Annotated in this window: 22 protein-coding genes; 17 read left to right on the top strand and 5 right to left on the bottom strand. The window is 71.4% G+C overall.

Annotated features, from left to right (window positions below):
• Positions 1-115 precede the first annotated feature (115 nt).
• From IF54_RS0116310 to IF54_RS0116290, 5 genes are all read left to right on the top strand, one after another.
• Positions 116-355, top strand: a complete 240-nt coding sequence (locus tag IF54_RS0116310; protein ID WP_020137397.1) for a hypothetical protein — start codon at positions 116-118, stop codon at positions 353-355.
• Between the two features lie 34 nt (positions 356-389).
• Positions 390-1,733 (top strand): NYN domain-containing protein, encoded by a 1,344-nt coding sequence (locus IF54_RS0116305; protein ID WP_030319097.1) that lies wholly within the window; start codon positions 390-392, stop codon positions 1,731-1,733.
• A 211-nt stretch (positions 1,734-1,944) separates the two neighbouring features.
• Positions 1,945-2,979, top strand: a complete 1,035-nt coding sequence (locus IF54_RS0116300) for an NlpC/P60 family protein (RefSeq protein WP_030319095.1) — start codon at positions 1,945-1,947, stop codon at positions 2,977-2,979.
• Positions 2,980-3,182: 203 nt separating this feature from the next.
• On the top strand, positions 3,183-4,199 hold the full coding sequence (locus IF54_RS0116295) for an NlpC/P60 family protein (RefSeq protein WP_030319092.1): 1,017 nt from the start codon (positions 3,183-3,185) through the stop codon (positions 4,197-4,199).
• 33 nt (positions 4,200-4,232) lie between these two features.
• Positions 4,233-5,438 (top strand): hypothetical protein, encoded by a 1,206-nt coding sequence (locus IF54_RS0116290; protein ID WP_030319090.1) that lies wholly within the window; start codon positions 4,233-4,235, stop codon positions 5,436-5,438.
• A gap of 7 nt (positions 5,439-5,445) precedes the next feature.
• Here the strand turns inward: IF54_RS0116290 and IF54_RS0116285 are convergent, their stop codons facing one another.
• Positions 5,446-5,976, bottom strand: a complete 531-nt coding sequence (locus IF54_RS0116285) for a PadR family transcriptional regulator (protein WP_030319088.1) — start codon at positions 5,974-5,976, stop codon at positions 5,446-5,448.
• 92 nt (positions 5,977-6,068) lie between these two features.
• Here IF54_RS0116285 and IF54_RS0116280 point away from each other — a divergent pair, with 92 nt between their 5' ends.
• Positions 6,069-7,376, top strand: a complete 1,308-nt coding sequence (locus IF54_RS0116280; RefSeq protein ID WP_030319087.1) for an MATE family efflux transporter — start codon at positions 6,069-6,071, stop codon at positions 7,374-7,376.
• Here IF54_RS0116280 and IF54_RS0116275 read toward each other — a convergent pair.
• Positions 7,334-8,587 (bottom strand): glycosyltransferase family 87 protein, encoded by a 1,254-nt coding sequence (locus IF54_RS0116275; RefSeq protein ID WP_030319086.1) that lies wholly within the window; start codon positions 8,585-8,587, stop codon positions 7,334-7,336. The genes IF54_RS0116280 and IF54_RS0116275 overlap by 43 nt on opposite strands.
• Before the next feature lie 120 nt (positions 8,588-8,707).
• Here IF54_RS0116275 and IF54_RS0116270 point away from each other — a divergent pair, with 120 nt between their 5' ends.
• Positions 8,708-9,850 (top strand): glycosyltransferase family 4 protein, encoded by a 1,143-nt coding sequence (locus IF54_RS0116270; RefSeq protein WP_030319084.1) that lies wholly within the window; start codon positions 8,708-8,710, stop codon positions 9,848-9,850.
• Positions 9,851-9,933: 83 nt separating this feature from the next.
• A complete protein-coding gene (locus IF54_RS0116265; protein WP_030319083.1) occupies positions 9,934-11,514 on the top strand; it encodes a GMC oxidoreductase in 1,581 nt (526 codons plus the stop codon).
• Positions 11,515-11,529: 15 nt separating this feature from the next.
• On the opposite strand, the gene IF54_RS0116260 is transcribed toward IF54_RS0116265, so the two are convergent.
• Complete coding sequence (locus tag IF54_RS0116260) at positions 11,530-13,326, bottom strand: AMP-dependent synthetase/ligase (RefSeq protein ID WP_030319082.1); 1,797 nt, start codon at positions 13,324-13,326, stop codon at positions 11,530-11,532.
• 290 nt (positions 13,327-13,616) lie between these two features.
• On the opposite strand from IF54_RS0116260, the gene IF54_RS0116255 reads away from it, so the two are divergent.
• The 6 genes from IF54_RS0116255 (at position 13,617) to IF54_RS0116230 (ending at position 18,681) form a co-directional block, all read left to right on the top strand.
• Positions 13,617-14,414, top strand: coding sequence for a metallophosphoesterase family protein (locus IF54_RS0116255; RefSeq protein WP_078851994.1), 798 nt, complete (start codon positions 13,617-13,619; stop codon positions 14,412-14,414).
• An 83-nt stretch (positions 14,415-14,497) separates the two neighbouring features.
• Entirely contained in the window at positions 14,498-14,938 is a 441-nt protein-coding gene (locus tag IF54_RS0116250) for an SRPBCC family protein (RefSeq protein WP_030319077.1), read from the top strand.
• A gap of 191 nt (positions 14,939-15,129) precedes the next feature.
• On the top strand, positions 15,130-16,287 hold the full coding sequence (locus tag IF54_RS0116245; RefSeq protein ID WP_030319074.1) for an ArsA family ATPase: 1,158 nt from the start codon (positions 15,130-15,132) through the stop codon (positions 16,285-16,287).
• Positions 16,288-16,344: 57 nt separating this feature from the next.
• Positions 16,345-16,842 carry a DUF5304 domain-containing protein gene (locus IF54_RS0116240; RefSeq protein ID WP_030319072.1) on the top strand — a complete coding sequence of 166 codons (498 nt, stop codon included), beginning with the start codon at positions 16,345-16,347 and terminating at the stop codon, positions 16,840-16,842.
• Between the two features lie 67 nt (positions 16,843-16,909).
• Positions 16,910-17,863, top strand: a complete 954-nt coding sequence (locus tag IF54_RS0116235; RefSeq protein WP_020137409.1) for an ROK family glucokinase — start codon at positions 16,910-16,912, stop codon at positions 17,861-17,863.
• Positions 17,864-17,973: 110 nt separating this feature from the next.
• Entirely contained in the window at positions 17,974-18,681 is a 708-nt protein-coding gene (locus tag IF54_RS0116230; RefSeq protein WP_030319069.1) for an endonuclease/exonuclease/phosphatase family protein, read from the top strand.
• A gap of 25 nt (positions 18,682-18,706) precedes the next feature.
• Here the strand turns inward: IF54_RS0116230 and IF54_RS0116225 are convergent, their stop codons facing one another.
• Positions 18,707-19,309: a hypothetical protein gene (locus IF54_RS0116225; RefSeq protein WP_030319067.1), complete on the bottom strand. Its 603-nt coding sequence runs from the start codon at positions 19,307-19,309 to the stop codon at positions 18,707-18,709.
• Positions 19,302-20,081, bottom strand: a complete 780-nt coding sequence (locus IF54_RS0116220) for an alpha/beta hydrolase (protein WP_030319064.1) — start codon at positions 20,079-20,081, stop codon at positions 19,302-19,304. Before IF54_RS0116220 ends, IF54_RS0116225 begins: the two co-directional genes overlap by 8 nt.
• A 144-nt stretch (positions 20,082-20,225) precedes the next feature.
• Between IF54_RS0116220 and IF54_RS0116215 the strand changes: the two genes are divergently transcribed.
• The 3 genes from IF54_RS0116215 to IF54_RS0116205 are packed head-to-tail and all read left to right on the top strand — an operon-like array spanning position 20,226 to position 22,897.
• Positions 20,226-20,969: a lysophospholipid acyltransferase family protein gene (locus IF54_RS0116215; RefSeq protein ID WP_030319062.1), complete on the top strand. Its 744-nt coding sequence runs from the start codon at positions 20,226-20,228 to the stop codon at positions 20,967-20,969.
• A 39-nt stretch (positions 20,970-21,008) separates the two neighbouring features.
• A complete protein-coding gene (gene macS / locus IF54_RS0116210) occupies positions 21,009-22,226 on the top strand; it encodes a MacS family sensor histidine kinase (protein ID WP_030319060.1) in 1,218 nt (405 codons plus the stop codon).
• A complete protein-coding gene (locus IF54_RS0116205) occupies positions 22,223-22,897 on the top strand; it encodes a response regulator (RefSeq protein WP_030319057.1) in 675 nt (224 codons plus the stop codon). Before macS ends, IF54_RS0116205 begins: the two co-directional genes overlap by 4 nt.
• Positions 22,898-22,927: the final 30 nt, after the last annotated feature.

The following is a 22,927-nucleotide window of genomic DNA, read 5'->3' as shown; positions in this document are numbered from 1 at the left end:
CGCCGTGGACGCCCGAGCGGCGAGTACCCGCCAGGCCGTAGGGTTACGTGCCACACCCCGGGAGCCCGGAGTGTCGCGGACAATAGAAGGCCTAGAAGGAAAGAGCACAGTCACGATGACGGTTCCCCTCCCGACCGCCTCGACGCGGTGGCGCTGCACCCTCTGCGGCAACCTCACGCGCTTCGACGTGACCCGCTCGTCGAAGGTCGTCGAGTACGTCCACCTCGACCTGGCCGGAGAGCCGAAGGTCGAGGAGCGCGAGGTGGTCAGTGAGACCATCGAGTCGGTGCGGTGCCGCTGGTGCAACGCCGTGGACCAGGTGGAACTCGTCGACAGGCCGGGCGCCGACTCCTGAGCGGAGCGGCCCCGCAGGTATTGGGGTGTGACGGATGGTGGAGACCACGGGCGGGGGGCCGGGCGACGGCGCCGCCGAGGTGCTCGACCGTCCGCTGCCCGACGGTGTGCGGCGCCGGGTCGTGCACATCGTCTCGGAGGGCTTCGGCGGGCTGACCGTCGGCGAGCTGCCCGCCCAGCTGCGGCAGTACGCCCGGTTCGCGCCCAACCGGCGCGCCAAGTTCGCGGGCAACGCGATGGCGGCCGCGCTGGAGACCGATCCGCTGTTCCGGCAGCGCATCGCGGAGAAGTTCAGAGAGACCCAGCCGGAGCTGTGCGGTGCTCTGGACTCCGGTGCGCCGCCCCCGGCCGCGGATCCGCTCGAGGTGGCGGCCGCGGCCTATGTGCTGCGGCCCACCGGCTGGGTCAAACTGGTCACCGCGGCCGGCGAGGAGGCCCTGCGCGCGGACGCCGAGCGGGCCGACGAAGAGGCCCGTGCCGAGCTGGAGCGGCTGCGCGAGGAGCTCGCGGCGGCGCGTGACCAGACGCGCGTCGAGACCGAGCGGCTGCGCACCGAGCTGGAATCGGCCAAGAAGGAAGCCGAATCGCTTCACCGCAAACTCCGTGCGGCCCACAGCGACGTCAAGCGCGGCGAGGCGGCCCTGCGCAAGGTGCAGGGCGAGATGGACGCCGTACGCGCGGAGGGGCAGGCCCAGGTGTCGGCCGCGGAGAGCGAGACGCGGCGCCTGAAGGCCCGGCTCGGGGAGGCGGAGGCCGCCCTGGAGGCCACGCGCAGAGCGGCGCGGGAGGGGCGCAGCGTCGAGGACATGCGTGTGCGTCTGCTGCTGGACACCGTGCTGGACGCGGCCCAAGGGCTGCGCCGGGAGCTGGCGTTGCCGCCCGTCTCCGTACGGCCCGCGGAGACCGTGGACGCGGTCGAACCGGGCCGCATGACCCCGAAGGACATCGCCGCGCGGGCCCTGTCGGACAACGACCCGGCGATCCTGGACCAGCTTCTCGCCCTGCCCCAGGCGCACTTGGTGGTCGACGGCTACAACGTGACCAAGACCGGCTATCCCCAGATGCCGCTGGAGAAGCAGCGCCTGAGGCTCCTCGGGCAGCTCTCCCAGCTCGCCGCGCAGACCGGCGCCGAGGTGACCTGTGTCTTCGACGGGGCCGAGCTGGCCGCGCCGGTGCTGCTCGCGCCGCCGCGCGGGGTGCGGGTGCTGTTCTCCAAGGCGGGGGTCACCGCCGACGAGTTGATCCGCCAGCTGGTGCGCGCGGAGCCGCCCGGACGGCCGGTGATCGTCGCCTCCACCGACCGCGAGGTCGCCGACGGCATCGCCAAGGCGGGGGCACGACCGGTCGCGTCCGCGGTACTGCTGAAGCGGCTGTCCTAAACCTTGAAGTTAGAGGTTTAACGCCCGAATTGGCCGCTATCGTCACGCAACGTAGGGTCAAGCCGACATCACTGCACGTGAGTTGTGTGTAAAGAATGCATGGCGTGACGGGATTTTGCTCCTGAGGATTTGAACTGATCACGGGAAGGTCACTAGGGTCTGGGCTCGAACCTCCGAGCGGGTGATCACTCAAAAGAAGGAGTTCACCTCCGTGGCGTCCCACCGTCGACCCAAGCAGCAGAGCCGAGTGCGCGTGACCGTGCTCACCACCGCAGCTGCTGCCGCCGTAGCCCTCAGCGCCAACGCCGCCAACGCGGCGCCGAGCGAGAAGCCCAGCAAGGACGAGGTCAAGGCGAAGGTCGACGCGCTCTACGAGCAGGCCGAGCAGGCCACCGAGAAGCTCAACGGCGCCAAGGAGAAGCAGCAGGAGCTCCAGAAGGAGATCTCCACGGTCCAGGACAACGTGGCCCGCGGCCAGGAGGAGCTCAACGAACTGCGCGACTCCATAGGCCTCGCGGCCGCCGCGCAGTACCGCTCCGGCTCCATCGACTCCTCCCTCCAGCTCTTCCTCTCCTCGAACCCCGAGGACTACCTGGACCAGGCGTCCACCGCCGACCAGCTCAGCGCCCAGCAGGTGGACGCGCTGAAGAAGATCCAGGAGAAGCAGCGCGAACTCGCCCAGGAGCGTGCCGAGGCCACCGAGAAGCTCCAGGACCTCGCGAGCACCCGCGCCGAACTGGCCAAGCAGAAGAAGGCCGTTCAGGCCAAGCTGGCCTCCGCGCAGAAGTTGCTCAACTCCCTGACGGCCGCCGAGCGCGCCGCCCTCGCCGCTGCCGACGCCCGCGCCAGCCGCTCCGCCAGCGAGCGGGTGGACCTCGGCAACACCGGCTCCGCCTCCGCCCGGGCCCAGGCCGCCTTCCAGGCCGCCCAGAGCAAGATCGGATCGCCCTACGTCTACGGCGCGGCCGGCCCGAGCTCCTTCGACTGCTCGGGTTTCACCTCCTGGGCGTTCGCGCAGGCCGGCGTCACCATCCCGCGCACCTCGCAGGCCCAGGCCAACGCCGGTACCCGCATCTACTCCCAGGCCGACCTGAAGGTCGGCGACCTGGTGCTCTTCTACGGCGACCTGCACCACGTCGGCTTCTACGCCGGCAACGGCATGGTCCTGCACGCCCCCCGCACCGGCACCGTCGTCCGCTACGAGTCGATCAACAACATGCCGTTCCAGTTCGGCGTGCGGATCTGAGCCCTTCGGCGGCTCAAGATCGCGACGACTCGCCCCCCGTTCGGGCGAATCGCGGCGACGCCGTCTGACTCCACGCCCCGCCCATGACCTGCGTCTGAGGCGGGGCGTTCCGTTATGCACCCTCTGGGGTCTTTGGTCGAGTCCCGTTCCCGGGGCTACTGTCTGCCGCGTTCTCGTCCGCCAACGGAAGGAGCGCGGCCTCCGTGGGGTCCCATCGCCGCCTTGTCCAGCCGTCCGGGTTCAACCGGGGCGCCGGTGCCGCCCTGGGTGTGCTGTCCGCGGCGGTCGCCGCGCTCGGCGCCGTACCGGCCGACGCCGCTCCGTCCGAGGGCACCCGGGCCGAGGTGGACCGCCTCTACGAGCAGGCCGAGCAGGCCACCGAGGCCTTCAACAAGGCCGACGAGCGCGCCGGCTCGCTCCGCGAGGAGATCAGCACCGCCCAGGACTACATCGCCCGGCAGCAGGAGCGCGTCAACTCCATGCGGGAGGCGCTCGGTTCGCTGGCCGGCGCCCAGTACCGCTCCGGCGGCCTCGACCCCTCGCTCGCGCTGCTGTTCTCCGACGACCCGGAGGACTACCTCGACAAGGCCGCCGTCCTCGACCGGATCAACGCCCACCAGGCGAGTGAGCTCAAGGACCTCCAGGAGGCCCTGCGCGAACTCGCCCAGGAGCGCGCCGAGGCGGCCCGCACGCTCGGCGAGTTGGAGACGAGCCGCAAGGCCGTCGCCACGCACAAGCGCGCGGTCGAGAGGAAACTCGCCAAGGCACGCGAACTCCTCAACACCCTGCCGTCCGACGAACGGGCCGCCTACGACCGGGCCTCGCGCTCCGGCCGCACCGAGATCCCCGACCTCTCCGGCGCGGCGGCGCCCTCGGGCCGGGCGGCCGCCGCGGTGGCCGCCGCGCAGTCCGCGCTCGGCAAGCCCTACGTGTGGGGCGCCAACGGCCCGAACGGCTTCGACTGTTCGGGCCTGATGCAGTGGTCGTACGCCCGCGCAGGTGTCTCCCTGCCGCGCACCTCCCAGGCCCAGCGGTACGCCGGCCGCCAGGTCCCGCTCTCCCAGGCCCGCCCCGGCGACCTGGTCACCTACCGGGGCGACGCCAGCCATGTCGGCATGTACGTCGGCAACGGCCAGGTCATTCACGCCCCCTATCCCGGCGCCCCGGTGCGCTACGACCCGGTGGGCATGATGCCGGGAGCCACCGTCACGCGCCCCTGACCGGGGGCCGGTGACCCCGTACGATCGGGAAACATGGCTGGTCGAAGGCGGGCGTCGAAACACGGTGTCGTGGTGCTGTGCCTGCTGCTGGCCTCCCTCGTGGCGTGCGGCGGCAGGCCCGCCGCCGACGACTCCGCCGCGACGGACGTCCAGCGCGTCCTGGACCTGCGGGCCGCGGCCGTCCTCGACCGGGACCGGGTCGCTATAGCCAGGACGGGCGCGGCGGACTGGTGGAGCGACCTCAGCGCCGTCCCGCTGGCCTCCTGGTCCTACAAGGTCACGTCGGTGCACCGCAGCGGCGCCAGTGCCACCGCGGACGCCGAACTCCGTTACCAGGTCCAGGGGTACGACAGCGCCCCCGTCACCGTCGGCCGCGTCCTGGACCTCTCCCTGGACGCCTCCGGCCACTGGTACGTCGTCAGGGAGCGGCCTGCCGCCAAGGCCCCGCAACAGCTGTGGGACCAGGGCCCGGTGACCGTCGTCCGCGGGCGGCACAGCATGGTCCTCGGCGTCGGCCAGTCCGGCGAGAAGCTGCACTCCTTCGCGGACCTGGCCGACCGCGCGGTGCCCGCCGTGTCGGACGCCTGGGGCACCGAGTGGTCCCGGCACGTCGTCGTCCTCGTCCCCGGCTCCCTGGACGGCATGGCGGGCCTGCTGGGCTCGCCCGCCTCCTCGTACCGGGGGATCGCCGCCGTCACCACCGGCGAGACCGGCGCTCCGGCCGAGGCGCCCGCCGACCGGATCATCGTCAACCCCGACGCGTACGCGCTCCTGGGCACCCTGGGCCGACAGGTCGTGCTGACCCACGAGACCACCCATGTCGCCACCCGTGCCGCCACCACCGGGGCGACCCCGCTGTGGCTGTCGGAGGGGTACGCGGACTGGGTCGGCTACCGGGGCACCGGGCGCACCCCTGCCGAGGCCGCGCCGGAGCTGGCGGAGGCCGTCTCCGCGCGCCGGGTGCCGAGGGCCCTGCCGTCCGACGCGGACTTCGGCTTCTCGGGCAGCGCGACCGGGCTCGCGCTGTCCTACGAGAGCGGCTGGATGGCCTGCCGGCTGATCGCGGACCGCTGGGGCGAGGCGAAGCTGGACGCGTTCTACCGGGTGGTGGGCGCCCACGGGAAGCGACCGGGCGCGGTCGAGGACGCCCTGGCGAAGACCCTCGGCACGAACCTGCGGGACTTCACGGCACAGTGGCGCGCCTATCTGCGCGACCGGCTCGACCCACCCACTGGATGACGCTCGGTCAGGACGACCGCTCCAGTTGCTCGACGGCCTCGGTGAGCCACTCCCGCTCGGCCCGCCCGGTCGCGCGGGCCACTCGCAGCATGCCCTGCCGGAACAGGTCGCCGGTCTCCTCCGCGGACACGGGTGCGCCGGCGTCGTAGAAGAAGCTCGTGGGGGTCTCCAGGAACTCCAGCCGCCGCCGTAGCACGGCCGCCTGCTCGTGCCGGTCCGGGAGGTGGCGCAGGAACGCGAGGACGGTGTTGAAGCGGACCTGGTCGGTGATCTCGGCCTGCTTCGGATGCCGGAGCCGCTCCAGGAGGTCCTCGCGGCCGAGGGCGGTGAGGGAGAGCGTGCGCCGCGGGGCCGCGCTCGTGCCCGGCTCGGGACGCTCGTCGAGCTTGCCGGCCCCGATGAGCCGGGTGATCGCCGGATACAGCGCCCCGTCGCTGACCGGGCGGACATGGCCGGTGAGCGCCTTGATGCGCTCCTTGAGTTCGTAACCGTGCAGCGGTTCCTCGGCGAGGAAGCCGAGGATCGACAGCTCCAGCACCGGGATTCCTCCTTGCGGGGTCGTCGACGGCCATGCTACCTCTTAACGAGCTACCTCGATTCGAGGTAGCTCGTATCGAGGGGGGTCAATCAGTGAGCAGCCACCGCAGACAGCTCGTCGCGCTCGCCCGTCCCGTCTACTTCGGCCTGCTGGCCTCCGTCGCCGCAGGAATCATCAACACGGTGTGGGTCTCCCGGCTCGGCGGCCCGGCCGTCGCCGCCGTCGCCGTGGCGACCGGTGCGGAGAACGTGCTGCTCGGCGTCGCGCTCGTCTTCGGCTCCGGTACGACCGTGCTGGTCGCCCACGCCCGGGGCGCGCGGGATCCCGGTGGGATGCGGGCGGCGGTGCGCGGCGGCACGGCTCTGTGGGCTCTGGTCACCCCGGTGGTGGCCGGGGGCGGGTTCCTGCTGAGGGAGCCCCTGTCCCGGCTGGTCCTCGACGACGGCCCGGCCGTGTCCCTCGCCACCGCCTACTTCGCACTCTCGATGCCAGGCATCGCCGTCTTCTTCGCCCAGCAGCTCGTGGACGGCATCCTCAAGGGCACCGGTGACACCCGCACCCCCATGCGCCTCGCCCTCCTCGCCAACGGGCTGATCCTGGTGTGCGACCCGTTCCTGATCCACGCGTACGGCGTCCAGGGGGCGGCCGCCTCGACCGTGCTGTGCCGGGTCGTGGCCCTGGCGGTGGGACTGGTCGCCCTGCGCCGGAACGCCCTGCTGCGGCCGTCCGCCGGGGGTGGGACCGCGCTCGGACGCGTGCTCAGGACCGGGCTGCCCATGGCCGCCGACTTCACCCTGCGCCAGGGCGGCACCCTCGTCCTCGTCGCGATCGTGGCGCGGCTCGGGGTGACGGCGGTGGCCGCCTACTCCATCGCGTACAAGGTCATGTACGTGGCGACCATGGCCTTCTACGCTGTCCGGCAGGCCGCCTCGATCCACACCGCCCAGCTGCGGGGAGCGGGACAGGACGAGCGGCGGGCGGTCGGGCGGGCGGCGCTGGTCGTGTCCGGGGCCGTCGGGCTCGTGGCCGCCGTCCTGCTCCTGGCGACCGCGCCGTGGATCATGGCCGCCTTCGGGGCGGGACCCGAGGTCGCCCACACCGGCGTGCTGTTCCTGCGCTGCGTCGGCCCGTATCTCGTGCTCATGGCCTGCTGCATCGCGCTCGGTGGGGTTTTCGAAGGCAGTGGGGGAGCGCCCGTGCTGCTCCGGGTGACCTTGCTGGGCACGGCCGTGCAGTCGGTGGCGGCGTACGGGTTCGCCGCGCTCGGGCTGCCCGGGGTGTGTCTGGCGCTCGCGCTGGCCATGGCGGTGCAGTGCGGACCGGTGCTCGTGCTCCTGCGGCGGGCCGGCAGGGGCGCTCAGGAGGACGCCGGGGCCTCCTGGGCCGGGGTTTCCGTCTGATCCGAGGACGGGGGCGGGGGCGGGGTCGGGAGGGTCTGCTGGGGGACCGTGTCGCGCCACAGTTCGCGCATGCCGATGGCCGTGGCGAGGGCCAGGAGGCCGTTGCGGACGACGAGGAGGCCGATTCCGCGCGGGGTGCTGCCGACCACGTCCGCGAACCAGATCGGGAACTCCAGGACCGTCACGAAGCACGCCACCAGCACCAGGACGGCCGGCAGCCCCATCCGGCTGGCGCGGAAGCACAGACAGGCCGCCGCCAGGCCGACCAGCCACACCATGTACTGCGGGCTGATCACCCTGCTGGTGGTGGTGAACATCAGCACCGCCACCAGGGCCGCGTCGGCCGCCGTGTGGGCCTGGAACCGGGTGGCCGTCAGCCGCCACAGCAGCAGCAGTCCGAAGGCCATGCCGGTCAGCGCCAGCGCGGCCGTGGAGACCAGGGTCACCCACGGGCCGAGGAACTCCACCGAGCCGTAGTTGAGCAGCACCGAGCCGCTCCAGCCGTGGTGCCGGGCGATGTGGAAGACCAGGGAGCCCAGCGACTCCACCTCGGTGCCCCGCTCCCGCTGGAAGGTCAGGAAGGCGAAGGCCCCGGGCATCGCGAGGGAGAACACCCCGGCCACCACGCCGGCCGTCACCGCCGCCCAGGCCCATACGCTCCGCCTGCGGATCCCGACCAGGACCAGCGCCGGCCACACCTTCAGCATGGCCCCGAAGCCCACCAGCGCCCCGGCCACCCGGGGATGCCGGGCGGCCGCGAGGACGGCGGCTACCGCCACCGCGGTCACCATCACGTCGTAGCGGGAGTAGACCGTCGGTCCGAGCAGCGGTACGCCCGCCACCCACACCCAGGCCCCGCGCAGCCGCCGGCCGGGGCGCAGGCCCGCGTACAGCAGCAGGGCGAGGACGGCCAGGTCGGCGGCGAAGGCGATCAGGAAGAAGGCCTGGGTGTACTCGAGGAACGGCAGCAGGGCGGGGGAGAGGATCGCGAGGGCGGCGGCGGGCGGGTACTGCCAGGTCACGTCGTCCTGCGGGAACGTTCCGGTGCGCAGGACGTCGTACCAGCCCTGGTAGATGACCGACACGTCACTGGTGACGTCCGGGCCCGGGAAGACGTACACCTTGTAGACCCAGAGCAGCAGCAACAGCCTGGTCACGCCCCAGGTCAGCAGCAGTCCGGTCAGGGACCGCCGCCAGGCCGTCGTCTCCACGTGATCCCCTGCCGTTCATTTCCGGTCTTGAGGGGAACATGATGTCCCGCTCTCCTGTGAGGGTGCCATAAACGCGGCCGTGCCCGGCTGTGAGCAGCCCGTTCGGTAGGGTCGGCGGCGATGCACAAGACCCTGATCGTGACGAACGACTTCCCGCCCCGTCCCGGTGGCATCCAGGCGTTCCTGCACAACATGGCGCTGCGGCTCGACCCCGAGCGGCTGGTCGTCTACGCCTCCACCTGGAAGCGGAGCCGGGAGGGCGTCGAGGCGACCGCGGCCTTCGACGCCGAGCAGCCCTTCACCGTTGTACGGGACTCCACGACCATGCTGCTGCCGACGCCCGGGGCGACCCGCAGGGCCGTCGGGCTGCTGCGGGAGCACGGGTGCACGTCGGTGTGGTTCGGGGCGGCCGCGCCGCTCGGGCTGATGGCCCCCGCCCTCAGGAGGGCCGGGGCGGAGCGGCTGGTGGCGACGACCCACGGGCACGAGGCCGGGTGGGCCCAACTGCCCGCCGCACGGCAGCTGTTGGGGCGCATCGGCGAGTCGACGGACACGATCACCTACCTCGGCGAGTACACGCGCTCGCGGATCGCCGGGGCGCTGAGCCCGAAGGCCGCCGCAAGGATGGTGCAGCTGCCGCCGGGGGTCGACGAGAAGACCTTCCACCCCGGCTCCGGCGGGGAGGCCGTGCGGGCGCGCCTCGGGCTCACGGAACGGCCGGTGGTGGTGTGCGTCTCGCGGCTGGTGCCGCGCAAGGGGCAGGACACCCTCATCCTCGCCATGCCGCGGATTCTCGCCGAGGAGCCCGAGGCCGTGCTGCTGATCGTCGGGGGCGGCCCGTACGAGAGGGAGCTGCGCAAGCTCGCCCACGAGACCGGGGTCGCCGCCTCCGTGCGGTTCACCGGAGCCGTGCCCTGGGCCGAGCTGCCCGCGCACTACGGCGCCGGGGACGTCTTCGCGATGCCGTGCCGGACCCGGCGGGGCGGGCTCGACGTCGAGGGGCTCGGGATCGTCTACCTGGAGGCCTCGGCCACCGGGCTGCCCGTCGTCGCCGGGGACTCCGGAGGCGCCCCGGACGCCGTGCTCGACGGGGAGACCGGGTGGGTGGTGCGCGGTCGTTCCCCGGAGGAGGCCGCCGAGCGGATCACCGTTCTCCTCGGCGACGCGGAACTGCGGAGGCGCATGGGGCAGCGGGGACGGGAGTGGGTCGAGGAGAAGTGGCGGTGGGACTTGTTGGCGGAAAAGTTGAAGACGCTGCTATAGCCGGAGGCCGATAATCCGCCGATGCTGCGGCCATGACAGTAAAACTGATACAACGTCAGCTGACTAGACGTCAGATCCTTGGTATGGCCGCCCTTCAGACGGCGGCCACTCTCGGCTTCACCCGCGTCGGGCTCCAGTCGGCCCGCGCGGACGAGCCCGCCGCGGTCGAGTCCGCACCCGCCATCGTCGTGGGCTCCGGTTACGGCGCCTCCGTCGCCGCCCTCCGGCTGGGCCAGGCCGGTATCCGCACCCTCGTCCTGGAGATGGGACGGCTCTGGAACACCGCAGGCCCCGACGGCAAGGTCTTCTGCAACACCGCCAACCCCGACCAGCGCTCCATGTGGTTCCGCACCCGCTCCGAGGCGCCGCTGGCCACCTTCCTGTGGCTGGACGTCGTCAACAAGGACATCAGCCCCTACCCCGGCGTCCTGGACCGGGTCCACTTCGCCAACATGTCCGTCTTCGTGGGCCGTGGAGTCGGCGGCGGCTCCCTCGTCAACGGCTCGATGGCGGTCACCCCGCTCCAGTCCTACTTCGCCGAGCAGTTCCCGACCGTCGACACCGTCGAGATGTACGCCACGTACTTCCCGCGCGCCCGCGCCATGCTCGGCGTCAACACCATCGACCCGGCCTGGTTCGAGTCGACCGAGTGGTACAAGTTCAGCCGTGTCTCCCGCAAGCACGCCCAGAACACCGGGCTGAAGACCACCTTCGTGCCCAGCGTCTACGACTTCGGCTACATGCAGCGCGAGGCCGCAGGCACCGCCACCAAGTCCGCCCTCGGCCAGGAGGTCATCTACGGCAACAACTTCGGCAAGAAGAGCCTCGACAAGACGTATCTGGCGTCCGCGCTCGGCACCGGCAACGTCACCATCCACACCCTGGAGAAGGTCACCGGCATCAGCCGGGCGGGCGACGGCAGTTGGGTGCTGACCGCCGACCGCATCGACTACACCGGCGCGGTCGTGGAGACCAAGCAGTACTCCTGTACCTACCTGTTCCTCGGCGGCGGCAGCCTGGGCACGAGTGAACTCCTGCTCAGGTCGCGGCAGTCGGGGACGCTCCCGGCGCTGGACGCGAGCGTCGGGGCGGGCTGGGGGCCCAACGGCAACACCATGCTCGGGCGGGCCAACCACCTGTGGGACACCGTCGGGGCCAACCAGTCGACCATGCCGGTCATGGGCATCGACGACTGGGCCAACGCCGACAACCCCGTCTTCGCCGAGATCGCGCCTCTGCCCACGGGACTGGAGCACTGGGTGAGCCTGTACCTGGCCATCACCAAGAACCCGCAGCGCGCCAGATTCTCCTACGGCAGCGGGGGGTTGGCCCTCGACTGGAGCGCGGCACAGAGCGCTGTCTCCTCCGGCATGGCCAAGAAGCTCTTCGACCGGATCAACTCCGCCAACTCGACCATCTACCGGTACGACCTGTTCGGCTCGCCCAGCAGGGTCTTCGCCGACGACTTCACCTACCACCCGCTCGGCGGCTGCGTGCTGGGCAAGGCCACCGACAACTACGGCCGGGTGAAGGGGTATTCGAAGCTGTACGTCACCGACGGCTCGCTGATCCCCGGCAACATCGGGGTGAACCCGTTCGTCACCATCACGGCACTCGCCGAACGGACGATGGCGCGGGTCCTCGTGGAGGACACCGCGCCATAAGCCCTGTGCCGGTGACTACTTGGCGTAGATGGCCTCGATCTCGCCGGCGAAGTCCTTCGCCACCACATTGCGCTTGAGCTTCAGCGACGGCGTGAGGTGGCCCGTCTCCTCCGTGAACTGGGAGGACAGAATGCGGAACTTCCGCACCGATTCCGCCTTCGACACCGCGGCGTTGCCGTCGTCGACCGCGGCCTGGATCGCCGCGTTCAGGTCCGCGTCCCCGGCCAGCGACGCCGCGGTGGAACCTGCCGGCTTGCCGTGCTCCTCGGCCCAACGGCCCAGGAACTCCTCGTCGATGGTGACCAGCGCGCCCACGAACGGCCGCCCGTCACCCACCACCATGCACTCCGCGACCAGCGCGTGCGCCCGGATACGGTCCTCGATCACGGCCGGGGCGACGTTCTTGCCGCCCGCCGTGACGATGATCTCCTTCTTGCGGCCGGTGATCCTGAGGTAGCCGTCCTCATCGAGGGTGCCGATGTCACCGGTGTGGAACCAGCCGTCGGTGAGCGCCTCGGCCGTGGCGGCCTCGTTGTTCCAGTAGCCCTTGAACAGGTGCTCGCCGTGCAGCAGCACCTCGCCGTCGTCCGCGATCCGGATCACCGAACCCGGCAGCGGCTGGCCGACGGTACCGATCTTCGTGCGGTCCCACGGGTTGAACGCGGTGGCCGCACAGGACTCGGTCAGGCCGTAGCCCTCCAGGACGGTGAAGCCGATACCGCGGAAGAAGTGCCCGAGGCGCTCGCCGAGCGGGGCGCCCCCGGAGATGGCGTACTCGCCACGACCGCCCAGCACGGCCCGCAGCTTGCTGTAGACCAGCTTGTCGAAGGTCTTGTACTTGATCTTCAGGCCGAGCGGCGGACCCGACGGGGTGTCCAGCGCCCTGCTGTACGCGATCGCGGTGTCGGCGGCCTTGTCGAAGATCTTGCCCTTGCCGTCCGCCTGCGCCTTGGCGCGCGCCGAGTTGTAGACCTTTCCGAAGACCCGCGGCACGCCGAGGATCAGGGTCGGCCGGAAGGACGCCAGTTCGTCGGTGAGCTGCTTGATGTCCGGGACCATGCCCAGCTTGATCGGCGCCATCATCGGCGCGATCTGCACCAGCCGGCCGAAGACGTGCGCGAGCGGCAGGAACAGCAGCACCGAGCACTCGCCGGTGCGGAACAGCGGGCGCAGCCGCTCCACGATGTTGCCGCACTCCGCGAAGAAGCTGCGGTGGGTCAGCACACAGCCCTTGGGGCGGCCGGTGGTGCCGGAGGTGTAGACGATGGTGGCCGGGTCGTCGGCCTTCGCCAGCGAGCTGCGCTCGTCCACCGCCGCGTCGCTGATGTCCTTGCCCGCGCGGCCCAGTTCCTCGATCGCGCCGCCCTCGATCTGCCAGACGTGCTTGAGCGCGGGCAGCTGCTCGCGCACCGACTCGACGGCCGCGGAGTGCGTGTCCAGCTCCACCACACAGGCGGTCGCGCCGGAGTCGGAGAGGATCCACTGGATCTGCTCCGGCGAGCTGGTCTCGTACACCGGCACGGTGACCGCGCCCGCGCTCCAGATCGCGAAGTCGAGCAGCGTCCACTCGTAGCGGGTGCGCGACATCAGACCGACGCGGTCGCCCGGCTGGACGCCGGAGGCGATGAGCCCCTTGGCGGCGGCGTGCACCTCGGCCAGGAAGGCGGTGGCCGTCACGTCCTGCCACGCGCCGCCCACCTTGCGGGCGATGACGGCGACATCGGGATGCTGCGCGGCGTTTCTCCGGACGATGTCGGTGAGATTGCCGTCCGCAGGGACCTCGTACAAAGCCGGAAGGCTGAACTCGCGCAAGACTGCTGCTCCTCATAGGGCGCCGGCGCCACGACGTTGTGTGATGCGACGGTCGGTCCAAGGCTCGGGCAGGTGCTCAGGCAGTGATTGACATGCTGAGCACGACTGGACTGCCCGGACGTTACCCGCCGGTATGGCTTCTTCGACAGGGGGTCCCGACGAGATGTTCGGTGCGTCACATGGATGGGGGTTCCTGCCGCACAGTAGTCCACCTGCTTACTGACTGGCCAGTAACCGCAGGCCCGGCCGCCACTGTTCACGTATGCCCCACAGGCCTACCCTTGATCGTCATGGCACCCTCACCGGCCGGAAGCCGGACTACGCGCGTTCATGTGGTCAGCGATGTGCACGGCAACGCCCGTGACCTGGCCAGAGCCGGCGAGGGCGCCGACGCCCTGATCTGCCTGGGTGACCTTGTTCTTTTCCTCGACTACGCCGACCACTCGCGCGGCATCTTCCCCGACCTGTTCGGGGTGGAGAACGCCGACCGGCTCGTGGAACTGCGCACCGCCCGCCGTTTCAAGGAGGCGAGCGAACTCGGCGCCCGGCTGTGGGGCGGCATCGACGCCGACCGGGCCTCGGTGATCGAGAAGGCGGTGCGCAAGCAGTACGCCGAGATGTTCGCGGCCTTCCCGACACCGACGTACGCCACGTACGGCAATGTCGATATGCCGTCCCTCTGGCCGGAGTACGCCGGACCCGGAACCACCGTGCTCGACGGCGAGCGGGTGGAGATCGGCGGCTGGACGTTCGGCTTCGTCGGCGGCGGCCTGCGCACCCCCATGCGGACGCCGTACGAGATCAGCGACGAGGAGTACGCGGCCAAGATCGAGGCGGTCGGCGAGGTCGACGTGCTGTGCACCCACATCCCGCCCGAGGTGCCGGAGCTGGTCTACGACACGGTGGCGCGGCGGTTCGAGCGGGGGAGCCGGGCCTTGCTGGACGCGATCCGCCGGACCCGCCCCCGGTACTCCCTCTTCGGTCATGTGCACCAGCCCCTCACCCGGCGGATGCGGATCGGGGCGACCGAGTGCGTGAACGTGGGGCACTTCGCGGGGACCGGGAAGTCGTGGGCGCTGGAATGGTGAGTCCGCACGCGCGGTAGCCTTCACGCTGCACAGACGTGCGTACCACCCTTTCTCAGCGGTCCGTATCTGGAGGAGCCACGGCGATGGCGGAACACACCAGTTCGAGCATCACGATCGAAGCTGCGCCGGCCGACGTCATGGCCGTGATCGCCGACTTCGCCCGCTACCCGGACTGGACCGGCGAGGTGAAGCAGGCGGAGGTGCTCTCGACGGACGCGTCCGGCCGCGCCGAGCAGGTCCGGCTGGTCATGGACGCGGGCGCGATCAAGGACGACCAGGTGCTGGGCTACACGTGGACCGGCGGGAACGAGGTCTCCTGGACGCTGGTGAAGTCCCAGATGCTGCGGCAGCTGGACGGCTCGTACGTCCTGAAGCCGGTGGGGGCGGGTTCGACCGAGGTCACCTACCTGCTGACGGTCGACGTCAAGATCCCGATGCTGGGCATGATCAAGCGCAAGGCGGAGAAGGTCATCATCGACCGGGCGCTGGCGGGGCTGAAGAAGCGGGTGGAGTCGGGGCAGTAGGGGTTCGCCGGTTCGTCGTCGGCCGCGTGCCGGTGGGGGCTGGTCGCGCAGTTCCCCGCGCCCCCAAACAGGTGGGACTCCACCCACATGCTTTTAGGGGCGCGGGGAACTGCGCGACCAGCCACGACGCACCCGCAACCGCAAGACGACACAGCGAGGCACATCCTCGGCGTCCGTTACGGTTCACCCCTATGCGCACCATCCTGATCACCGGCCCCGGCGGCAGCGGACGCACCACCGTCGCCGCCGCCACCGCGCTCACCGCCGCCCGCGAGGGCACCCGCACCCTCGTGCTGAGTGCCGACCGCACCGACACCCTCGGCACGATCCTCGGCACACCGACCGGTGCGACGCCCGCCCGGATCTCCGCGACCCTCACCGCGTGGCGCCCCGACGCGACCGCCGGTTTCCGCGACGACCTCGCCGGCTTCCAGGACCGCGCCTCCAACGTGCTGAACCTGCTCGGCGCCTCCCGGCTCGACCCCGAGGAGGTCACCCCGCTGCCCGGCGCCGAGGAACTCACCCTCCTGCGCGCCCTGCGCGACGCGGCGCTCTCCGAGCGGCACGAGCTGCTCGTCGTCGATCTGCCGCCCACCCCGCAGGCCCTCGCCCTCCTCTCCCTCCCCGAGGAACTGCGCCGCTACCTGCGCCGCCTCCTGCCGGCCGAGCGTCAGGCCGCCGCCGGTCTGCGTCCCGTGCTCGGACGCCTCGCCGGGGTTCCCATGCCCTCGGAGTGGCTGTACGAGACCGCCGCCCGCTGGGACACCGAACTCGGCGCGGTCGAGGCCGTCCTCGCCGACCGGCACCGCGTCGTACGCCTGGTCGCCGAGCCCGGCCCCGCGGGCAGCGACGCCGTACGGTCCGCGACCCTCGCCCTCGCGCTGCGCGGCCTGCGCCCCGACACCCTGGTCGCCAACCGGGCCGTACCGGAGGACTGGCCCCCCGGCCTGGTCGCCCAGCAGCGCAAGGTTCTGGAGGAGTGGCAGGAGACGTACGACGTCCGGGCCCTCCCGCACCTCGGCCACGACCCGCGCGGCACCGACGACCTCGACGCCCTCCAGGTGCCCGGCGTCAACGCCACGACCTCCACCGTCGAGTGGCCCGTCGCCGACCAGCTCGCCGAGGACGGCGTCCTCGTGTGGCACATCCCGCTGCCCGGCGCCGTACGGGAGGAACTGGACCTGATCCGGCGCGGCGACGAACTCGTCGTCAGCGCCGGGCAGTTCCGCCGGATCGTCCCGCTGCCCTCCGTCCTGCGGCGCTGCACGGTGGCCGGCGCCGCCCTGCGCGACGGCGAGCTGCGGATCCGGTTCGCGCCGGACCCGGACCTGTGGCCCCGCACCCCGTGAACCGCGTACGGCCGTTCGGGTAACGTCGGAGGGACGAACCGTAGTCAGGAGTCCGTCATGAGCGAACAGCTCCCCCCGTCCGACGCCGGGGAACACGAGGCGAACGACGAGGTACGGGCGACCGACGCCGACGCGTGGGCGACGGCGGCCGCTGAGGACCTCGCGGCGGAGAAGGCGCGCCGCCGCACCCAGTACGGCCCGCCCCCGGGCTCGGCGGCCGAGGAACTGCGCAAGCTCGTCGACAACGTCGCGGAGAAGCTGTCCGGCATCCAGTCCCCGCTGCTCGGCGGCATCGCCGGACCCGCCGCCCAGCAGGTGGTCCGGCAGGTCGTCCAGCAGGCCAAGGCCGCGGTCGAGCCGGTCATAGAGCGCAACCCGGACGTCTTCGACCACCTCGCGGCCGCGGGCGGGGAGCTCCTCGCCGCGTACCGCTCCGCGGTCCAGGCCCAGGAACAGCGCTGGACGGCCCGCGGCACCGGGCCGCGGGACCCCGACGGCGACGGCCGTGACCGGGGCGAGGGCACCGGCCCCGGTGAGCGCATCGACTTGGACTGAAACCCTCCGACGGCAGGGCCTCGGGTACGGTTGACCGTAGCGGGGCTCGACCGAAACTGAGGGATTCATGGGACTCACCATCGGCGTCGACATCGGCGGCACGAAGATCGCGGCCGGCGTGGTCGATGAGGAAGGCAACATCCTTTCGACCTACAAGGTGCCGACCCCGGGCACGGCCGAGGGCATCGTGGACGCGATCGCCTCGGCGGTGGAGGGCGCGCGTGCCGGGCACGACATCGTGGGCGTGGGCATCGGTGCGGCCGGATACGTCAACCGCCAGCGCTCGGAGGTCTACTTCGCCCCCAACATCCACTGGCGCAACGAGCCGTTGAAGCAGAAGGTCGAGGCCCGGGTCGGCCTCCCGGTCGTCGTGGAGAACGACGCCAACGCGGCTGCGTGGGGCGAGTACAAGTTCGGCGCGGGCAAGGGCCACCGCAACGTCATCTGCATCACCCTCGGCACCGGTCTCGGCGGCGGCATCATCATCGGCAACAAGCTGCGCCGCGGACACTTCGGCGTGGCCGCCGAGTTCGGCCACATCCGCATGGTCCCCGACGGCCTGATGTGCGGCTGCGGCTCGCAGGGCTGCTGGGAGCAGTACGCGTCGGGGCGGGCGCTGGTGAGGTACGCCAAGCAGCGCGCCAACGCCACCCCGGAGAACGCCGAGATCCTCCTCGGGCTCGGCGACGGCAGTCCGGACGGCATCGAGGGCAAGCACATCTCCATGGCCGCCCGCCAGGGAGACCCGGTAGCCGTCGACTCCTACCGGGAGCTCGCCCGCTGGGCCGGCGCGGGCCTCGCCGACCTCGCCTCCCTCTTCGACCCCTCCGCCTTCATCGTCGGCGGCGGCCTGTCCGACGAGGGCGAACTGGTCCTGGACCCGATCCGCAAGTCCTACAAGCGCTGGCTGGTCGGCGGCAACTGGCGCCCGGTCGCCGACGTCATCGCCGCCCAACTGGGCAACGAGGCGGGCCTGGTGGGCGCGGCGGACCTGGCGAGAGAGCCGGATCCGATCATGTAACGGTGACTGTAGCTTTTTCAGGGGCGCGGGGAACTGTGCGACCAGCCACAACGAACCGGCAGTCGCGCACGGTCCCTGCGCCCCTCCCTCTTGGGCGTAAATTGATCCACATGGTTCCGGTCAAAGTCCTGAGCTACAACATCCGCTCGATGCGCGACGACACGGACGCACTGGCCCGTGTCATCAGCGCCTGTGAACCCGACCTCGTCCTGATCCAAGAGGCCCCCCTCTTCTTCCGCTGGCGCAAGAAGCTCGCGCGGCTGGCGTCGGCCTCGGGGCTGGTCATCCTCACCGGCGGCGGCACCGCCGCGGGACCCGCCATCCTCTGCAACCTGCGGGTCACGGTCGAACGCACGGAGGACGTCCTGCTCCCCCTCACTCCGGGGCTGCACCGAAGGGGTTTCGCCACCGCCGTCGTAAGGATCGGCGGTGCCCGCCTCGGCGTGCTGAGCTGTCACCTCTCGCTCCAGAAGAACGAGCGCTATGAGCAGGCGGGCGCGCTCCTCGACCGCCTCGCCGGCATGGGCGTGGACCACGCGATCGCCGGCGGCGACCTCAACGACCGCCCCTCGGGACCCGCCTTCAGCCGTCTCGCGGCCAACCTCCAGGACTGCTGGGCGACCAGCCCCACCGGCGGCGAACACACCTGGACCCACTCGGAGCCCCCGCAGCGCATCGACGCCGTCTTCGCCACCAAGGGCATCGAGGTGCTCGGCTGCGGAGTGCCGACCGACCTCCCCGGGATCACCGGGACAGACCTGAGGGCGGCCACCGACCACCTCCCGGTCCTGGCCACCCTCAACGTGCCCGCGAGCTAGACGACGCCGCCCGGGCGACGCCCGATCAGACGACCGCTCCCCGCCCCGGGTCGCCGTCGTCCTCGTCGTCCGTCCGCATCCGCGTCACCAGCGTGACGAAGCCGCCCAGGAAGCCACCGATCCCGACCGTGGCCAGCCACCAGGTCATCTCCCAGCCGAGCAGCACCGCGACCAGCAGCACGAGCGGCCCGCCCAGCACCCCCAGCCACGCGAACTTCGCGGTGGTGTCGGCGGCGGGCAGCGGCGGCGGCTCCGGCGGGACGAAGTGGCCCTCGTCGTCCTCCTCGAAGTCGTCCTCGGACGGCTCCGGGGCGCTGTAGTCGCGCGGTCCCACACCGGGCGCGAAGGAGACGGAGCCGCCCAGCGGCTTCACGGGTTTCTCGTCCTTCCGCGCGCCGGGTTCCGTCTTCTCCGCGGTCGTCGGCTCGTCGTTGGTCTCGGTCTCCAGGAGCGCGAGGTCCTCGACCGACTTGAACGGCTTGGTGCCCGGCGGATCCTTCGGCTCCTCGCCGTACCCGGCGACGATCGCCGCCCACGCGGCCTCCTCGTCGAACGGAACGCCCTGCTCCTCCGGCTCGTGGCCCTCGTGACCCTCGCGGTCCTCACGGTCGGAGTCGTGCTCAGCCACGGGCGGCCGTCCCTTCACTGCCGATGCCGGTGGTGTGCCGGCCGATGAACGCGAGGCTCTCGTCGAAAATCCGCTCCGCGTCATGGTCCAACGTCGCCACGTGGTAGCTCTGTTCCAGCACGATCTCTGTTACGTCCGTCGACGACACCCGACTCAGCACGCGCGCGGTGTCGGCCGCCGGCACCACATGGTCCCGGGCGCTGCGCAGCACCAGCAGCGGCTGGGTGACCTGCGGCAGCTCGCCGTCCACCTGCCGGAAGAAGGTCCGCAGGGAGTGCGCCGCGTGCAGCGGCACCCGGTCGTACCCCAGCTCGACGCTGCCCTCCTTGGCGATGTCGCTGGCGATCCCGGGCGCGGTGCGCAAGAAGTGCCGGGCCACCGGAAGGGCGTACGGCGCGAGGCCGTGCATCCGGTTCGCCGGGTTGACGACCACGACTCCGCTGACCGCGTCCCCGTGCCGGGCGGCGAGCCTGAGGGCCAGGGTGCCGCCCATGGAGAGCCCGGCCACGAAGACGGAGGTGCAGCGCTCGCTCAGGGCGCGCAGCTCGCGGTCCACCTCGGCGTACCAGTCCTGCCAGCCGGTGAGCGCCATGTCCTGCCAGCGGGTGCCGTGCCCGGGCAGCAGGGGCAGGGAGACCGTCAGATCACGGTCGGCGAGGTGCTGGGCCCAGGGACGCAGCGACTGGGGGGAACCGGTGAAGCCGTGGCAGAGAAGGACACCGGCCTCCCCGCCCTCATGGCGGAACGGCTCGGCTCCGGGGAGGACCGGCACCTGGGTCTCCTGTTCATGAAAGAAGTGTGAGCAAGTCCGGGTGTGGTTCACCGTACGCGACCGCACTGACACCGACCAGGGCCGTCGGACTCTTTGGCAGCGCTCCGGGTTAAGGTCTGAGCGACGGACACAGGAGGCACTCGGTTGTTGTACGGCACGATGAAGGTCGCCATCGGCGGGCCGCTGAAGGTCGCCTTCAGGCCCTGGGTGGAAGGCCTGGAGAACATTCCCGCCGAGGGTGCCGCCATTCTGGCGAGCAACCACCTCTCCTTTTCCGACTCCTTCTTCCTGCCGGCGGTCCTCGACCGCAAGGTCACCTTCATCGCGAAGGCCGAGTACTTCACCACGCCCGGGGTGAAGGGCCGCCTCACGGCCGCCTTCTTCAAGGGCGTCGGCCAGCTCCCGGTGGACCGCTCCGGCGCGCGCGGCGCCGGTGAGGCGGCGATCAGGAGCGGTCTGGAGGTCCTGGAGCGCGGCGAGCTGTTCGGCATCTACCCCGAGGGCACCCGCTCGCCCGACGGACGCCTGTACCGCGGCAAGCCCGGCGGCCTCGCGCGCGTGGCGCTCGCCAGCGGCGCCCCGGTCATCCCCGTTGCCATGATCGACACCGAGAAGATCCAGCCGCCCGGCAAGGTGATGCCCAAGCTGATGCGCCCGGGCATCCGGATCGGCGAGCCCCTGGACTTCAGCCGCTACCAGGGCATGGAGCACGACCGCTTCGTGCTGCGCGCGGTGACCGACGAGGTCATGTACGAGATCATGAAGCTCTCCGGCCAGGAGTACGTCGACATCTACGCGACGGCGGCCAAGCGGCAGATCGCGGAGGCCGCGAAGGCGGAGAAGGCCGCCAAGGCCGAGAAGGACAAGCCCGGCACGTCCGCGTCCTAGGATCCTGGGACACGGCAGTCGGGCCGGGGGGTGGGGGAGATGGCCAAACAGGTACGCGTCATGCGCATGTCCGTCGAGCAGCCGCTGTGGCGTGCCCTGACCGGGTACCGCGTGCTCACCATGCTGTACGCGGTCGGGCTCTTCGCCAGCGAGTACGACGACTTCGACCTGCCCGGCGTCGCCATCGCCTACTACGTCGTCCTGTGCGTCTGGACGCTCGCCACCCTGCCCCGCGTCCAGAACGCGGCCGCGTGCACCAAGCGCTTCCTCGCCGTCGACCTCGCGATCGCGCTCTCCGGCATCGTCCTGACCCCGCTGGTCGTCAACCAGCACCACATCGACAGCGGCGGACCCACCCTGCCGTCGATATGGACCGCCGGTTCCGTCCTGGCCTTCGCCATCAAGGGCGGCTGGCGCTGGGCCGCCCTCGCCTCCACCCCGGTCGCCGCCGCCAACCTCGTCGAGCGCGGCCAGCCGGCCCGTGACACCGTCCACAACGTGATCCTCGTCTGGGTCGCCTCCATCGCCATCGGCTACGTCGTCGAGGTCGCCCGCGCCTCCGAGCGCACCCTCGCCCGCGCCCTGGAGATCGAGGCGGCGACCCGCGAGCGCGAGCGCCTGGCCCGCGACATCCACGACAGCGTGCTCCAGGTGCTGGCCATGGTGCAGCGCCGGGGCGCGGTCCTGGGCGGCGAGGCGGCCGAGCTGGGCCGGATGGCCGGCGAGCAGGAGGTGGCGCTGCGCACGCTGGTCTCCGGCGGCCTGGCGACCGTGTCGCGGGTGTCGTCCGACGCTTCCCAGGGCGCGGTCGTGCACGTGGTGGAGGACGAGGCGGACGACGACGGCCCGCTCGACCTGCGCGCGCTGCTCGCCCCCTACGCCTCGGCGAAGGTCTCCCTCGTCGAGCCCGGCGCCCCCGTCCCGCTGCCTCCGCCCGCCGCCCGCGAACTGGCCGCGGCCGTCGGGGCCGCCCTGGACAACGTGCACCGGCACGCCGGCGAGCACGCACGCGCGTGGATCCTCGTCGAGGACGAGCCCGACGAGGTGATCGTGACCGTACGCGACGACGGCCCCGGCATCCCCGAGGGCAGGCTCGCCCAGGCCGAGGGCGAGGGACGGCTCGGGGTGGCCCTGTCGATCCGGGGCCGGCTGCGCGACCTCGGCGGCAGCGCCGAGCTGATCTCTCCTCCGGGGCAGGGCACGGAGGTCGAGCTGAAGGTACCGAAGGTCTCACGGGGGAAGGCAGGACAGCGATGAACGACAAGGACCCGATCAAGGTGATGGTGGTCGACGACCACCCCATGTGGCGCGACGCGGTCGCCCGGGACCTGGCCGAGTCCGGCTTCGACGTGGTCGCCACCGCGGGCGACGGCGACCAGGCCGTACGCCGGGCCAAGGCGGCGGACCCCCACGTCCTGCTCCTCGACCTGAACCTGCCGGTCAAGCCCGGCGTCCAGGTCTGCAAGGAACTCGTCGGCCACAACCCGGCCCTGCGCGTCCTCGTCCTGTCCGCCAGCGGTGAGCACGCCGACGTCCTGGAGGCCGTGAAGTCAGGAGCGACCGGCTATCTGCTGAAGTCGGCCTCGACCGAGGAACTCCTCGACGCGGTCCGCCGTACCGCCGTCGGCGACCCCGTCTTCACCCCCGGCCTCGCCGGCCTGGTCCTCGGCGAGTACCGGCGCCTGGCCACCGACCCGGCACCTTCGGGGGACCCCGACCAGCCCAAGGCCCCGCAGCTCACCGAGCGCGAGACCGAGGTGCTGCGCCTGGTCGCCAAGGGCCTGAGCTACAAGCAGATCGCCGAACGCCTGGTGATCTCGCACCGCACGGTCCAGAACCACGTCCAGAACACCCTCGGCAAGCTGCAACTCCACAACAGGGTCGAGCTCGTCCGGTACGCCATCGAACGGGGCCTCGACGACGAGTGAGACGCGCGTCACACTGACCCTTCGTCGGAC

It is taken from the genome of Streptomyces sp. NRRL B-3229 (assembly GCF_000719505.1).
GTDB lineage: Bacteria > Actinomycetota > Actinomycetes > Streptomycetales > Streptomycetaceae > Streptomyces > Streptomyces griseorubiginosus.
The sequence above is the reverse complement of the archived record's forward strand: the minus strand, read 5'-3'. Positions and strand labels throughout refer to the sequence as shown.

Excerpts from the sequence above, each read along its gene's own strand:
- IF54_RS0116310 (WP_020137397.1), top strand. The coding sequence starts at position 116 with ATGACGGTTCCCCTCCCGACCGCCTCGACGCGGTGGCGCTGCACCCTC.
- IF54_RS0116305 (WP_030319097.1), top strand. The coding sequence starts at position 390 with ATGGTGGAGACCACGGGCGGGGGGCCGGGCGACGGCGCCGCCGAGGTG.
- IF54_RS0116290 (WP_030319090.1), top strand. The coding sequence starts at position 4,233 with ATGGCTGGTCGAAGGCGGGCGTCGAAACACGGTGTCGTGGTGCTGTGC.
- IF54_RS0116270 (WP_030319084.1), top strand. The coding sequence starts at position 8,708 with ATGCACAAGACCCTGATCGTGACGAACGACTTCCCGCCCCGTCCCGGT.
- IF54_RS0116265 (WP_030319083.1), top strand. The coding sequence starts at position 9,934 with ATGGCCGCCCTTCAGACGGCGGCCACTCTCGGCTTCACCCGCGTCGGG.
- IF54_RS0116255 (WP_078851994.1), top strand. The coding sequence starts at position 13,617 with ATGGCACCCTCACCGGCCGGAAGCCGGACTACGCGCGTTCATGTGGTC.
- IF54_RS0116250 (WP_030319077.1), top strand. The coding sequence starts at position 14,498 with ATGGCGGAACACACCAGTTCGAGCATCACGATCGAAGCTGCGCCGGCC.
- IF54_RS0116245 (WP_030319074.1), top strand. The coding sequence starts at position 15,130 with ATGCGCACCATCCTGATCACCGGCCCCGGCGGCAGCGGACGCACCACC.
- IF54_RS0116240 (WP_030319072.1), top strand. The coding sequence starts at position 16,345 with ATGAGCGAACAGCTCCCCCCGTCCGACGCCGGGGAACACGAGGCGAAC.
- IF54_RS0116235 (WP_020137409.1), top strand. The coding sequence starts at position 16,910 with ATGGGACTCACCATCGGCGTCGACATCGGCGGCACGAAGATCGCGGCC.
- IF54_RS0116230 (WP_030319069.1), top strand. The coding sequence starts at position 17,974 with ATGGTTCCGGTCAAAGTCCTGAGCTACAACATCCGCTCGATGCGCGAC.
- macS (WP_030319060.1), top strand. The coding sequence starts at position 21,009 with ATGGCCAAACAGGTACGCGTCATGCGCATGTCCGTCGAGCAGCCGCTG.
- IF54_RS0116205 (WP_030319057.1), top strand. The coding sequence starts at position 22,223 with ATGAACGACAAGGACCCGATCAAGGTGATGGTGGTCGACGACCACCCC.